At 63.4% G+C, this 13,465-nt stretch carries 10 protein-coding genes; 8 read left to right on the plus strand and 2 right to left on the minus strand.

The window, feature by feature from the left end; genetic code table 11:
- Window positions 1-12: 12 nt before the first annotated feature.
- On the minus strand, window positions 13-297 hold the full coding sequence (locus I5R65_RS16415; RefSeq protein ID WP_180668925.1) for a 2TM domain-containing protein: 285 nt from the start codon (window positions 295-297) through the stop codon (window positions 13-15).
- A gap of 165 nt (window positions 298-462) precedes the next feature.
- Here I5R65_RS16415 and ugpQ point away from each other — a divergent pair, with 165 nt between their 5' ends.
- The 5 genes from ugpQ to I5R65_RS16440 all read left to right on the plus strand — a co-directional run bounded on the left by ugpQ (window position 463) and on the right by I5R65_RS16440 (window position 5,628).
- A complete protein-coding gene (ugpQ, locus tag I5R65_RS16420; RefSeq protein WP_180668926.1) occupies window positions 463-1,212 on the plus strand; it encodes a glycerophosphodiester phosphodiesterase in 750 nt (249 codons plus the stop codon).
- Window positions 1,213-1,457: 245 nt separating this feature from the next.
- Window positions 1,458-1,673 carry a hypothetical protein gene (locus I5R65_RS16425; RefSeq protein WP_180668927.1) on the plus strand — a complete coding sequence of 72 codons (216 nt, stop codon included), beginning with the start codon at window positions 1,458-1,460 and terminating at the stop codon, window positions 1,671-1,673.
- A 357-nt stretch (window positions 1,674-2,030) separates the two neighbouring features.
- The gene (alaS, locus tag I5R65_RS16430; protein ID WP_180668928.1) at window positions 2,031-4,655 is read left to right on the plus strand and encodes an alanine--tRNA ligase; all 2,625 of its coding nucleotides are present in this window, start codon (window positions 2,031-2,033) and stop codon (window positions 4,653-4,655) included.
- Window positions 4,656-4,678: 23 nt separating this feature from the next.
- Window positions 4,679-5,233 (plus strand): NUDIX domain-containing protein, encoded by a 555-nt coding sequence (locus tag I5R65_RS16435; RefSeq protein WP_180668929.1) that lies wholly within the window; start codon window positions 4,679-4,681, stop codon window positions 5,231-5,233.
- Between the two features lie 158 nt (window positions 5,234-5,391).
- Entirely contained in the window at window positions 5,392-5,628 is a 237-nt protein-coding gene (locus tag I5R65_RS16440; RefSeq protein WP_006464319.1) for a sulfurtransferase TusA family protein, read from the plus strand.
- A 92-nt stretch (window positions 5,629-5,720) separates the two neighbouring features.
- Here I5R65_RS16440 and I5R65_RS16445 read toward each other — a convergent pair whose 3' ends face one another.
- Window positions 5,721-7,316, minus strand: a complete 1,596-nt coding sequence (locus I5R65_RS16445; RefSeq protein ID WP_180668930.1) for an FMN-binding glutamate synthase family protein — start codon at window positions 7,314-7,316, stop codon at window positions 5,721-5,723.
- A 304-nt stretch (window positions 7,317-7,620) separates the two neighbouring features.
- On the opposite strand from I5R65_RS16445, the gene I5R65_RS16450 reads away from it, so the two are divergent.
- From I5R65_RS16450 to rluB, 3 genes are all read left to right on the plus strand, one after another.
- Window positions 7,621-9,786: a bifunctional diguanylate cyclase/phosphodiesterase gene (locus tag I5R65_RS16450; RefSeq protein ID WP_180668931.1), complete on the plus strand. Its 2,166-nt coding sequence runs from the start codon at window positions 7,621-7,623 to the stop codon at window positions 9,784-9,786.
- Window positions 9,787-10,183: 397 nt separating this feature from the next.
- Window positions 10,184-11,170: an SMC-Scp complex subunit ScpB gene (scpB, locus tag I5R65_RS16455; protein WP_180668932.1), complete on the plus strand. Its 987-nt coding sequence runs from the start codon at window positions 10,184-10,186 to the stop codon at window positions 11,168-11,170.
- Window positions 11,157-13,217, plus strand: coding sequence for a 23S rRNA pseudouridine(2605) synthase RluB (rluB, locus tag I5R65_RS16460; protein ID WP_180668933.1), 2,061 nt, complete (start codon window positions 11,157-11,159; stop codon window positions 13,215-13,217). Before scpB ends, rluB begins: the two co-directional genes overlap by 14 nt.
- Window positions 13,218-13,465 lie beyond the last annotated feature (248 nt).

Below are 13,465 nucleotides of genomic sequence, written 5' to 3' on the forward strand. Positions count from 1 at the left end.
CGCGGCGCCCGCTCAGCGGCGGCGCAGTTCGCGCGCGATCATCGCCCTTTTCCAGTCGGCGGGAAAGCGCCCGAATACGCTCAAGGCGTGGAATAGTACCCCGATTCCCCAGCCAAGGAGAGGCCCGATGCTCCACCAGTGATGAGGCGAGGTGAGCAGGCTGACCAGCATCAGCCCGGCATTGACCACCAGGTAGATCGCCAGATGCCTGAAAAAGCCCAACTGGCGCGCCACGCGCCGCTCGGCGCGCAGGTAGTCGGGGTGGGTGGGGTCGTTGTGAAGGTCGGTATCGCGCATGGCACTCTCCTTGTCGGGCTGGTTGGATGGATCAGGCCCGCAGCATGCGCGTCGGCACGGTGCGGGGCCAGCGCCGTGCGACCAGCGGTAGCAGCTTGGGTGCCGGATGCTTGAAGCGCGGCGTGATCTGCACTACCTTATGCGGCCCACCCTTCGGAGAACTTCATGTGGCCCTATCCCAGGATTCTTGCTCATCGCGGCGGCGGCACGCTGGCGCCGGAAAACACGCTGGCCGGCTTTCGTGCCGGACTGCGGTACGGTTATCGCGCCGTCGAGTTCGACGTCATGCTGACCCGGGATGAGGTCCCGATCCTGATGCACGACCCCCAGCGCGGGCGCACCTTGCCCGGCAGCGGCCGCATCGCCGAGACCGACTGGGCCGAGTTGCGCGAGTTGGAAGCCGGCGCCTGGCGTGACCCCGCCTTTGCCGGCGAGCGCATCTGTACGCTGGAACAGTGCCTGGATTTCTGCCTGGAACAGGGCATCTGGATGAACGTCGAGATCAAGCCGGCCGCGCCGGAACATGCGCAGCGCACCGCCGAGCTGACCGCACTGGCGGTGGCGCGACGCTTTTCCGGTATCACCGGGGCCGCCTTGCCGGTGCTGTCCTCGTTCTCTTACGAGGCCTTGCTGGTAGCGCAGGCAACCGCGCCGCAGCTGCCACGCGGTTTCCTGGTGGACGTGATACCGGAAGACTGGTCGCAGCGCCTGGCGCAATTGCAGGCGGTGGCCCTGCATACCAACCACAAGCACCTGACGCCGGCCCTGGCCGCCAGTGTCAAGGCAGCCGGTGTCGGCCTGTTCTGCTACACCGTCAACGATACGGCACGTGCCGCCGAACTCCGGGCCTGGGGTGTGGATGCCTTCTGTACCGACCGCATCGACCTGATCGCCGCCGATGCCTGGGCGGCGTGAACCGGTGCGGGCACTGCGAGCGGGCATCGCGCAGCGTGGAAATGAACGGCAAATCGCGCTCTTACCGACGGACTGAATCATGGCCCGCCCGCTATGATTCCCCTGCGGCCGACCGTGTCAGCGCAAGTTGTCAGGATGCTGTCAACGTGCCGCAAAAGCCCTGCGTTAAGGAAACACAAGGCCGGCGCCCGTGAGCACGCCGGTGGACTTGTGGAGCACACAACACTGAGAGATAGAGGAAAACGATGAAGATCAACAAACTGCTGGCCGCCGTACTCGTCGCCGCCTTCGCCATGCCGGTCATGGCCCAGCCCGCACCGGCAGCGGCTCCCGCAGCCGAAGCGCCGGCCGCCAAGCCTGCTCACAAGAAGCACAAGAAGCACGCCAAGAAAAAGCAGAAGAAGCACAAGAAGCACGCCAAGAAGTCCGCGCCGGCCATGCCCATCAACAAGGGTGCCTGATTGCGGCTGCCGCCGGCCGGGGAACCGGGCCGGCGACCTGCTTTACCGGAAGGTCAGGCTGACATTGTTAAGGACCGGGGAGCGCAGGGTAGCGCGCAGTACCGGGTCAGCCGAACCTGTAACCCGCCCGGGGTCATCCCGGCGGGTTTTTTTTCGTCCGCCGTCCGGGGCCGCCACAGCGATCTGGCGCAGCCCGCATGGGCTTGCACGAGCCTGCCGGAGGGGACCCTTGAAGCCCGCCCATCGACGCCGGATCACGTATAATCATCGGTTCGCAATCGTTTTTTGCACCGACTATCATCCGGGCCGAACCTGCCTCTTTCTGGCAGCATCAGGTCCATTTATCCGTCTTCGAACATGAACTCAGCCGAAATTCGCGACAAGTTTCTGAAATTCTTTGAATCCAAAGAACACACCATCGTCCGTTCCTCCAGCCTGGTGCCGGGCAATGACCCGACCCTGCTGTTCACCAATTCGGGCATGGTTCAGTTCAAGGACGTGTTCCTGGGCACCGACAAGCGCAACTACGTGCGCGCCACCTCCGTGCAGCGCTGCCTGCGCGCCGGCGGCAAGCACAACGACCTGGAAAACGTCGGCTACACCGCCCGTCACCATACCTTCTTCGAAATGCTGGGCAACTGGTCCTTCGGCGACTACTTCAAGCGCGAATCGCTGAAGTGGGCCTGGGAACTGCTGACCCAGGTCTATGGCCTGCCGGCCGACAAGCTCTGGGCCACGGTCTACCAGACCGATGACGAGGCCTACGACATCTGGACCAAGGAAATCGGCCTGCCGCCGGAGCGTGTGGTGCGCATCGGCGACAACAAGGGTGCCCCCTATGCCTCCGACAACTTCTGGCAGATGGCCGAGACCGGCCCCTGCGGCCCTTGCTCGGAAATCTTCTACGATCACGGCCCGGACGTCTGGGGCGGCCCCCCGGGTAGCCCGGACGCCGACGGCGACCGCTACATCGAAATCTGGAACAACGTGTTCATGCAGTTCGACCGCCAGCTCGATGCGGCCACCGGCGAATACACCCTGACCCCGCTGCCGGCGCCCTGCGTCGATACCGGCATGGGCCTGGAGCGCCTGGCGGCCATCCTGCAACACGTTCACAGCAACTACGAGATCGACCTGTTCCAGGCACTGATCAAGGCCGCGGCCCGCGAAACCGGCATCAGCGACCTGTCCAACGCCTCGCTGCGCGTGATCGCTGACCACATTCGCGCGACTTCCTTCCTGATCGTCGACGGCGTCATCCCCGGCAATGAAGGTCGCGGCTACGTGCTGCGCCGTATCATCCGCCGCGCCCTGCGTCATGGCCACAAGCTGGGCCAGACCAAGCCCTTCTTCCACAAGCTGGTCAAGGACCTGGTGGTGCAGATGGGCGCCGCCTATCCGGAACTGCCGGAAGCCGCCGAGCGCGTCGAGATGGTCCTGAAGCAGGAAGAAGAACGTTTCGGCGAAACCCTGGAACACGGCATGAAGATCCTGGAAGCCGCACTGGCTGCCAATACCGGCAAGCTGGACGGCGAGACCGCCTTCACCCTGTACGACACCTACGGTTTCCCGCTGGACCTGACCGCCGACATCTGCCGCGAGCGCAATGTCGAACTGGATGAAGCCGGCTTCACCGCCGCCATGGAACGCCAGAAGAGCGCCGCCCGTGCCGCCGGCAAGTTCAAGATGGCCGCGGCCATCGAGTACACCGGCGACAAGACCCGCTTCGTCGGCTACGAATCCCTGGCGCAGGACGCCAAGGTCGTGGCCCTGTACGTGGCCGGCAGCCCGGTGCAGAAGATCGAGGCCGGCCAGGATGCCATCGTGGTGCTCGATACCACCCCGTTCTACGCCGAATCCGGCGGCCAGTCGGGCGATGCCGGTGCGCTGGAAGCGGCCGATGCCCTGTTTGCCGTTGCTGATACCCAGAAGATCCAGGCCGAGGTGTTCGGCCATCACGGACAACTGATCAAGGGCAGCCTGGCCATCGGCGATGCCGTCCAGGCCAAGGTCGATGCCGAGCAGCGCGCCCGTACCGTGCGCAACCACTCGGCCACCCACCTGATGCACAAGGCCCTGCGCGAGGTGCTGGGCGCGCACGTGTCGCAGAAGGGTTCGCTGGTGGATGCCGACAAGACCCGTTTCGACTTCAGCCACAACGCGCCGATGACCGCCGACGAAATCCGTCGCGTGGAAGACATCGTCAACCGCGAAGTGCTGGCCAATGTCGCCACCGGCGCCCAATTGATGGGTTACGACGACGCGATTGCCGCCGGCGCCATGGCGCTGTTCGGCGAAAAGTATGGCGACCAGGTGCGCGTGCTCTCCATCGGTACCTCCACCGAGCTGTGCGGCGGTACCCACGTGACGCGTACCGGTGATATCGGCCTGTTCAAGATCGTCTCCGAAGGTGGCGTCGCGGCCGGCATCCGCCGGGTTGAAGCGGTCACCGGCGAAGGCGCGCTGGCGCTGGTGCAGTCGCTGTCGGCCCGGGTGGCCGAGGCCGCTGCCGCCCTGAAGACCCAGCCGGAAGAACTGCTGCCGCGCATCGGTCAGGTGCAGGACCAGGTCAAGGCGCTGGAAAAGGAGCTGGCATCGCTGAAGTCCAAGCTGGCCTCCAGCCAGGGCGACGAACTGGTGAGCCAGGCGGTCGACATCAACGGCATCAAGGTGTTGGCGGCGACGCTGGAAGGCGCCGACGTGGCGACCCTGCGCGAGACCATGGACAAGTTGAAGGACAAGCTCAAGACCGCCGCCATCGTTCTGGGCAGCGTCAAGGATGGCAAGGTCAGCCTGATCGCGGGCGTGACGGCCGATGCTACTTCCAAGGTCAAGGCCGGCGAACTGGTCAACTTCGTCGCCCAGCAGGTGGGTGGCAAGGGTGGCGGTCGTCCGGACATGGCCCAGGCTGGTGGCACCGAGCCGGCGGCCCTTCCGGGCGCGCTGCAGGGCGTGGCCGGCTGGGTCCAGACCAAGCTGTAACCTGAACCCGGCGCGGAGCACCCATGAGCGATTTCAAGTTCTGCCCGGTTTGCGCAGCTTCGCTGGTGCTGCGCGCCGATGAAGGCGAGGCGGGCAAGGTCCGCCTGGCCTGTCCCGATGGTCACTGGACGCATTGGGACAACCCACTGCCGGTACTCGCCGCGCTGGTGGAGATCGACGGCAAGATGTTGACGGCACGCAATGCCGCCTGGGCTGAAGGGCGCTTTGCGCTCATCACCGGTTTCATGGAACGCGACGAGACGCCCGAGCAGGGCATCGCCCGCGAACTGAAGGAAGAGACCGACCTGGACGCCCAGCATATCGAGCTCATCGGCGTCTATGAATTCATGCGCAAGAACGAGCTGATCATCGCCTACTACGTCAAGGCGACCGGTGTCATCAAGCTCTCGCCTGAGCTGTTGGAGTATCGCCTGTCGGCCCCGGCCGACCTGCGACCCTGGCCGGCCGGTACCGGCCATGCCGTGGCGGACTGGATGCGCCAGCGAGAGCAGCCGGTGCAATATGTGGAATTTGCCGGTTCCAGTACGCCCATCGAGGCGCCGGTGGTACTGAAGTAGTCAAGGCGACAACAGGTGGGCGCCGACGTCCACTGCGGCAAAAAGCTTTCTTTTGCACAAGCTTAGTGCGGCGAAAACAACAGAACTTGTGCAATGCATCAAGTCGGCGCATTTTGCAGTAAAATCGTTTTCGTCGTGATCCATTTTGAGTCGAAGTAATGACTATTCAATTCCACCGGGAACTTGATGCGCGCGGGCTGAACTGTCCGTTGCCCATCCTCAAGACCAAAAAAGCGCTGGCCGATATGGCCAGTGGCCAGGTACTCAGGGTGACCGCCACCGATACCGGTTCCGTGCGCGATTTCCAGGCCTTTGCCAAGCAGACCGGTAACGATCTGCTGGAGCAGTCGCAGAATGATGAACATGAGTTCATCTTCTTCATGAAGCGCAAGTAGGTTTCTGCCATGCCAGCGATGGCTGGCAGCATGAAAAAACCCGCAACTCTCTGAGCTGCGGGTTTTTTGTTGTCTGCTGCCGGGCGGCTGCTTCAGAATTCCGGGTGAAAGCTCTCGGCGCGGGCGATCGGCCAGAACTTTTCATAGACCCGATAGCGGTAGTTGCCCTCGATGAGATCATTGGGCTGCAGGTACTTCAACACGTTGGACATCAACTGGATCTCGTGATCATTGATGCGCCGCACGATGTGATGCGGGCGCAGCGCCGAAGTGTGCGGCAGGCCGGCCGCCTGTACCAGTTCCTGCAAGGCATGCAGGGTGCTCTGGTGGAAGCGATGAACCCGTTCGGCCTTGTCCGGCACCACCAGGGCGCGGGCACGATTGGCGTTCTGGGTCGCCACGCCGGTAGGGCAGCGGTCGGTATGGCAGCTCTGCGACTGGATGCAGCCCAGGGCAAACATGAAGCCGCGCGCCGAATTGCACCAGTCCGCCCCCAGTGCCAGCGTGCGCGCCACGTCGAAGGCGGTGACGATCTTGCCACTGGCGCCGATCTTGACCTTGTCACGCAGGCCGATGCCCACCAACGTGTTGTGGACCATGACCAGGCCTTCCTGCAGTGGCATGCCGACGTGGTCGACGAACTCCAGGGGCGCTGCGCCGGTGCCGCCCTCGGAGCCGTCGACGGTGATGAAGTCGGGGACGATGCCGGTCTTGAGCATGGCCTTGGCGATGCCGAAGAATTCCCAGGGATGGCCCACGCACAGCTTGATGCCGACCGGCTTGCCGCCGGACAGGCCGCGCAGTTTCTCGATGAATTCCAGCAGCCCGACGGGATTGGAGAAGGAAGAGTGCACCGCCGGCGAAATACAGTCCACGCCCATGGGGATGCCGCGGGTAGCGGCGATTTCGGGGGTGATCTTGGCCGCCGGCAAGACCCCGCCATGGCCGGGTTTGGCGCCTTGCGACAGCTTCACTTCGATCATCTTGATCTGCGGTGACTGCGCCTGGGCGGTGAATTTTTCTTCATTGAAGCTGCCATCGGCATTGCGACAGCCAAAATAGCCGGAGGCGATCTGCCAGACCAGGTCGCCGCCGAATTCTCGGTGGTATTCGGAGACCGAGCCTTCGCCGGTGTCGTGGGCGAAATTACCTTTTTGGGCGCCCTGGTTCAGGGCCCGGATGGCATTGGCCGAGAGCGAGCCGAAACTCATCGCCGAGACGTTGAAGACCGACATCGAATACGGCTGGGCACGATCGGCGCCGACCGTCACGCGGAAGTCGTGGCTGGCGATCTTGGTCGGGGAGAGCGAATGGCCGATCCATTCGTGGCCGGCCTGTTGCATGTCCAGCTCGGTGCCGAAGGGGCGGCTGTCGACCTCGGCCTTGGCGCGCTGGTAGACGATGCTGCGCTTCTTGCGCGAGAAGGGGCGGCCATCCATTTCGTCTTCGAAGAAATACTGGCGCAGTTCCGGACGGATCGATTCGAACATGAAACGGAAATGACCGATCAGGGGATAGTTGCGCAGGACGGCGTGGCGCCGTTGTACCAGGTCATGGATGCCGACTGCGCTCAAGGCTAGCGGAATCACGACCCAGGCCCAGTTCAGGGCATGGGTGGCCGCCAGTGCCAGCAGGGCGGCAGTCAATGCGATCACCGCCCAGAAAACCAGATACCGATTTGCCCACATGGAAAAGTCCGTTTGTTGTCATTGTTGAACCGGTACCGACCAGTTGGTCAGTAGGCGGGGTTAGCAGGATTCTAACGCCCAGTGGCCAATGCCGTGCGGGACGAACTGAGGGGTGTTTCCCGCCGATTTAGCGGGCTTGCCTGCCAGCGTTGGCGGGCAGGCCCATGGCGGGGCGACAGTGGCATCCTTATTGCTTTGTTGAATCATCACGCGGGCAGCCTTGGGGATTTGGCCGCCCAGGCGTCCTCAATCTCCACAACCACACCAGCTCCTGCACAGCAGAGGCGAGAGACACGATGTCGTTATGAAAACAGTTGCTTCACGCGCCCTGTGCCGCCATGAGCCCGGCCAGGACCAGGCGGTCGTTGCCATGGCGCGTCCGCCGCGCCTGCTGGAAACCTTGCTGGCCAACCTGGACGGCATGGTCTACCGTTGCCGCGACGATGCCTACTGGACGCTGGAATTCGTCAGCGACGGTTGTCAGGCGCTGACCGGTTACGTGCCGGAAGACCTGCTGCTCAACGGCCGGCTGTCCTTCCTCGAACTGACCCATCCGGATGACCGCGACATGGTCCGCGCCCATATCGAGGCATGCCTGCGCGAGCGGCGCCGTATCGACATCGAGTACCGTATCCTGCACGCCGATGGCAGCTTGCGCTGGGTGTGGGAGCGGGGCGTGGGACTTTACAACGGCGCCGGGAAGGTGGAGGCCATGGAGGGCTTCCTGCAGGATGTGACCGAACGCAAGGAAGCCGCGCAGGCCCTGCAGGAGGCCGAACGGCGCTATCGCAGCATCTTCGAGAACGCCATCGAGGGCGTATTCCAGACCTCGCCCGACGGCACCTATATCGCCGTGAACCCGGCGCTGGCCCGCATCTATGGGTACCACTCACCGGAAGACCTGATCGTGGGCCTGCGCGACATCAGCCACCAACTCTATGTGGAGCCGGAGCGACGTACCGAATTCATGCGGCTGATGGAGCAGCATGGCTCGGTCTCCAATTTCGAGTCGCGGGTGTACCGGCGCGATGGCGACATCATCTGGATTTCCGAGAATGCGCGCGCGGTCTATGACGACGGTGACAAGCTGATCTGTTACGAGGGCACGGTGGAAGCCATCACCGAGCGCAAGCTGTACGAAGCCGAGATGCGCCACCAGGCCACCCACGATGCCTTGACCGGCTTGCCCAACCGCAACATGCTGCACGAACATCTGCAGCGCGCCATCCAGGTGGCGCGCCAGAAGGGTGGCCTGACGGCGGTGGTGTTCGTGGACCTGGACCAGTTCAAGTTCATCAATGACAGCCTGGGCCACCAGGTCGGCGACGAATTGCTCAAGACCGTGGCCCAGCGCCTGCAGGCCTGCCTGCGCGATACCGACATGGTGGCGCGCCAGGGCGGCGACGAATTCGTGCTGGTGCTGCAGAACCAGACCGGCGGTGAGCTGGGCATTGCCGAGGTCATGCAGCGCATCCTGGCGGCGGTGGCGCGTCCCTGGCAGGCCGGGGATAGAGAATTCCAGGTCACCGCCAGCATCGGCGTGAGCCGTTATCCGGCCGATGGCAAGGATGTGGAAACTCTCCTGAAGCAGGCTGACTCGGCCATGTACCGTGCCAAGGAGCAGGGGCGCAATAACTTCCAGTTCTTTGCGCCGTGGATGGATACCCAGGTCAGCAACCGCCTGGAAATGCTGATCAACCTGCGCCGGGCGCTGGATCAGGATGAGTTCAAGTTGTACTACCAGCCCAAGCTGAGCCTGAAGGATGGCAGCGTCATCGGCGCCGAGGCACTGATCCGCTGGCAGTCGCCCGAGCAGGGCATGGTGCCGCCGGATCGCTTCATTCCCTTCGCCGAGGATGCCGGCCTGATCGTGCCCATCGGCGAATGGGTCCTGCGCACCGCCTGCCACCAGAACAAATGCTGGCAGCAGGCGGGTCTGCCGACCATTCCGGTGGCGGTCAACCTGTCGCCGCGCCAGCTGAACCAGAGTCTGCCCGACTTCGTCAGCGACGTGCTGGCCCAGAGCGGGCTGGCGGCGTCCTGCCTGGAGCTGGAGATCACCGAAAACGTGGTCATGAAGGATGCCGAGAAGAGCGTGGCGACCTTGCATGCCCTGAAGCGCCTGGGTTTGCAGATCTCGGTGGATGACTTCGGCACGGGGTATTCGAGCCTGTCCTATCTGCGGCGCTTCCCGGTGGATGCCCTGAAGATCGACAAATCCTTCGTACGTGATATCGCCCGGGATGCCGACAGCGCGGCCATCGTCAAGGCTGTCATCTCTCTGGCGCATATCCTGAACTTGCGCGTCATTGCCGAAGGTGTGGAAAATGAGGAGCAGCATGCTTTCCTGAAGGAAAATGCTTGCGATGAAGTGCAGGGTTATTACTTTGGCAAGCCCATGGCCGTGGCCGATTTCACGGAATGGCTCACCCGCCGGGCGGGAAGTGACCGGCTGGTATCAGGTAAATAATCGTGCGCAGAGTGCAACAGGCTCCATCCACGGAAATCTTTGTGCTACACTCCGCGCAGTACTTTTGATGCCTTGCGCCCGACCGCCGCAGCCTGTGCGGACAACAAAGTCTCCATGACGCAAGGCCGGTAGTTGAAAAGGTGCAAGTCGGCCGTCCGCAACCCCGCGACATGACGGCTTTGCGAAAGCGCGATATCTCCGCGATGCCGATTTGCCCGGGTCTTAGATTCCAGCTCATTCAATCTCCAAACACCGGAAGGTAGCGCCGCCGCATCCAGCACTGCGCACGACTTGCCGCACCTGGCCTGATCACAGGCCCGGTTTGTTGCAGTCTTGCGGGATGGAGAGCAGCTGCAAGCCGAACTTTTGTTAACAACAAGACGCACAAGAGTGGTACATGAATATTGCTGAGGCCAAGAAAGTCCTCGAAACCGCATTGCTTTGCACGCATGAGCCGCTGTCGATCAATGACCTGAAGAAGCTGTACGTCGATCCCGAGAGCGGGGAGAGTAGTGACGTCAATGCCGAGATGATCCGGCAGATGCTCGACGAGCTGCGCACCGAGTGGGCCGACAAGGGCGTGGAGGTGGTCAGCCTGTCCACTGGATGGCGCTTCCAGAGCCGCAAGGAAATGAAGGTCTACCTGGAGCGCCTGAATCCGGAGAAGCCGCCCAGGTATACCCGTGCCACGCTGGAAACGCTGGCCATCATCGCCTATCGCCAGCCGGTCACGCGCGGTGACATCGAAGAGATTCGTGGCGTGGCGGTCAATACACAGACCATCCGCATGCTGGAAGACCGCGGCTGGATCGAGTCGATCGGCCATCGCGATGTGCCGGGCCGGCCAGCCTTGTTCGCCACGACACGCAAGTTCCTGGATGACCTGGGCCTGAGCTCGCTGGAAGAATTGCCGCCGCTGCAGCAGGTCAGCGGCGAAGCGGTCGCCCAGGGCGCACTGCTGGAATTGCAGGCACTCGAAGGCGGCGTGGCCGCTCTGGCGGAAGAAGAGCCGGACGAGGCTGTCGCTGAAGCGATGCCGGAAATGTCGGAGGCTGCGGAGCATTTGGAAACCGCAGAATCTGCAGAGATCGCCGAAGCCGTCGATGGCGCCGCAGTGTTGGACGAGCACGCCGAGGCAGATGCTTCCGCAGATCACATGGATATCGCAGCCGCCGCCGGGGAAGAGCGCGCTGCGGGCAATCAGGACGACGCTTCCCCGGAAGCACCAGAACCTTTTGAGCAAGATGCTGCCGTAACTGGCACAGACGCCATCGAGGCCGCCGGCGAAGCGGCAGGCGAGCATAACGACACCACCGAGCGGGCCGATCAGCGGGAAGATGACGCGCGTCCGCCACATCCAGATTCGAAGAATGAAGCCAACTAGTTCCAAAGACGAGACCCAGGTCGAACTCGCAGCGGCCGATGCCGCCACCTCCGACAAGCCGGTGAAGAAGCGCACGCGCAAACCTGCGGCCAGCGCAGCACCCGATGCAGGCGAGGCGCCGGCAGCGCAGGCTGCGGCTGCCGACGCTGCTGCACCGAAGAAGCGCGCTCCACGTGCCAAGAAGGCGGTTGTCGAGGAATCGGCACCTGTGGCGCAAGCGCCTGCACAGGTCGCTGCTGCACCCGCGCAAGAATCTGCCGAGCCCGTCAAGAAGCCACGTGCCACCAAGCCGCGCGCCAAGAAGGCCGACGAGGCCGTCGGAAGTGCTGCCCCGGCTGCTCCGGCCCAGTTGGATCTGCAGATCGAATCTGCGCCCGCGCCGTCCAAGCCCAAGCGTGCCGCCAAGCCCAAGGCTGGTACCACGCCTGAAGTGGCGGCAGCGGCTCCGGCTCTTGCTCCGGTCGAGCTGCCCAAGGTCATCGTCACCGTCGGCGAGGAAGTGGTCGCGCCCCCGGTGCTGCTGGATGCTCCGGTGGATCCGAATCGTGCCAAGCCGGCCCGTCGCGGTGTGCGCGGTCCTCGCGCCCTGCGCAACAACCGCGCTGCCCAGCGTGCTGCTGCCGGCGCCGAAGCGGGCGCTCCGGCCAAGGGTGAGAACCCGACCGCGCCGGAACAGCCACGCGGCCAGTTCGGCAAGAACAATGGACAGCACAATGGACCATCCGGTCAGCCCGGCCAGCAGGGCAAGAAGAATTTCGACAAGAACGGCAAGAAGCCCAAGGCCCCGCAACTGGGGTTGCGTGCAGCCGAGCCGGTCGATGACATCTTCTCCTACGTCACCTCCGAGGCCTATGATCGCGACGAAGGCGCCAAGGCCGGTGCTCGCCAGGCGCACCAGATGCGCGGCAAGAACGGCCGCCGCGACCTGACCGCCGAGGACGATGCTCCCAAGCTGCACAAGGTGCTGGCTGACGCCGGTCTGGGTTCGCGTCGCGACATGGAAGAGCTCATCGTCGCCGGCCGTGTCTCGGTCAACGGCGAGCCGGCCCACATCGGCCAGCGCATCCTGCCCACCGATGCCGTGCGTATCAACGGCAAGCTGATCCAGCGCAAGGTGAGCAAGCGCCCGCCGCGCGTGCTGGTATATCACAAGCCCTCCGGTGAAATCGTCAGTCATGCCGATCCGGAAGGACGCAGTTCCGTATTTGACCGCCTGCCGACCATGAAGGCCGGCAAGTGGCTGGCAGTGGGGCGGCTGGACTTCAACACCGAAGGCCTGCTGCTGTTCACCACCTCCGGTGACCTGGCCAACCGCCTGATGCACCCGCGCTACAACATCGAGCGTGAATACGCCGTGCGTACCCTGGGTGAGCTGGAAGAGGGCATGCGCCAGAAGCTGCTGAGCGGCGTCGAGCTTGATGACGGCCCGGCCCAGTTCGCCCGGATCGCCGATGGTGGTGGCGAAGGTGTGAACAAGTGGTATCGCGTGACCATCGGCGAAGGCCGCAATCGTGAAGTGCGCCGTATGTTCGAAGCGGTCGGCCTGACCGTGTCGCGCCTGATCCGTACCCGCTACGGCGCCATGACGCTGCCGCAGACCTTGAAGCGCGGTCGCTGGGAAGAGCTGGAAGAAAATGCCGTGCGCAACCTGATGGCAGCCTGTGGTCTGGAAAAGCAGGCGGGCGAAGCCAAGTCGGCCAACGGCGGCAAGTCGCAGGGCAATGCGCCGCGTGGCAACGCAATGCAGAACAAGGGGCCGCAAAAAGGTCGCGGCAGCGGCAACTTCGGCAACCAGGGTGGTAATTACGCTGGTGGTCAGGGTGGCAACTTCGGTGGCGGCAATTACGGCGGTAACAAGGGTGGCAACAAGGGCGGTCAGCCCAAGAGTCGCCAACCCGACCCGCTGCAGACGGCGCTGGGTTTCCCGGATGCAGGTAACGGACAGCGTCGCGGTAATCGTCCGCAACGCGGCGGCGGCGCCAACAGCGCAGCCAACTTCATGCTGGGTGGCCTGCCGGGCGTGAATCGCCGTCGCGGCGGTCGCTGAACCGGTGAATTGCCTGATCGCAATCTGTCAGGCAGTCGTACGCGAATCGTCGTGATAAACCACGCAGGAGTGCGCCAATGACGTTTTTTATGGACGTTTTTGGCGCCTTCTTCACATTTCCACCAATTCTGGATTTGCTGTCAATACCTGGATCGGTTATAATGTGTTAGTTAAACGCAACCTGCCGCGAATCGCATATGTGATAAATCATTGATAGATCCGCCTGCGCCCCGATGTGTTGGAAGTCC

It is taken from the genome of Herbaspirillum sp. AP02, from assembly GCF_015767275.1.
Lineage (GTDB): Bacteria > Pseudomonadota > Gammaproteobacteria > Burkholderiales > Burkholderiaceae_D > Herbaspirillum.

Bases quoted from the DNA above. Each gene is read 5' to 3' on its own strand.
- rluB (WP_180668933.1), top strand. From the start codon at position 11,157: ATGAAGCCAACTAGTTCCAAAGACGAGACCCAGGTCGAACTCGCAGCG.
- I5R65_RS16435 (WP_180668929.1), top strand. From the start codon at position 4,679: ATGAGCGATTTCAAGTTCTGCCCGGTTTGCGCAGCTTCGCTGGTGCTG.
- alaS (WP_180668928.1), top strand. From the start codon at position 2,031: ATGAACTCAGCCGAAATTCGCGACAAGTTTCTGAAATTCTTTGAATCC.
- I5R65_RS16425 (WP_180668927.1), top strand. From the start codon at position 1,458: ATGAAGATCAACAAACTGCTGGCCGCCGTACTCGTCGCCGCCTTCGCC.
- I5R65_RS16415 (WP_180668925.1), bottom strand. From the start codon at position 297: ATGCGCGATACCGACCTTCACAACGACCCCACCCACCCCGACTACCTG.
- scpB (WP_180668932.1), top strand. From the start codon at position 10,184: ATGAATATTGCTGAGGCCAAGAAAGTCCTCGAAACCGCATTGCTTTGC.
- ugpQ (WP_180668926.1), top strand. From the start codon at position 463: ATGTGGCCCTATCCCAGGATTCTTGCTCATCGCGGCGGCGGCACGCTG.
- I5R65_RS16445 (WP_180668930.1), bottom strand. From the start codon at position 7,316: ATGTGGGCAAATCGGTATCTGGTTTTCTGGGCGGTGATCGCATTGACT.
- I5R65_RS16450 (WP_180668931.1), top strand. From the start codon at position 7,621: ATGAAAACAGTTGCTTCACGCGCCCTGTGCCGCCATGAGCCCGGCCAG.
- I5R65_RS16440 (WP_006464319.1), top strand. From the start codon at position 5,392: ATGACTATTCAATTCCACCGGGAACTTGATGCGCGCGGGCTGAACTGT.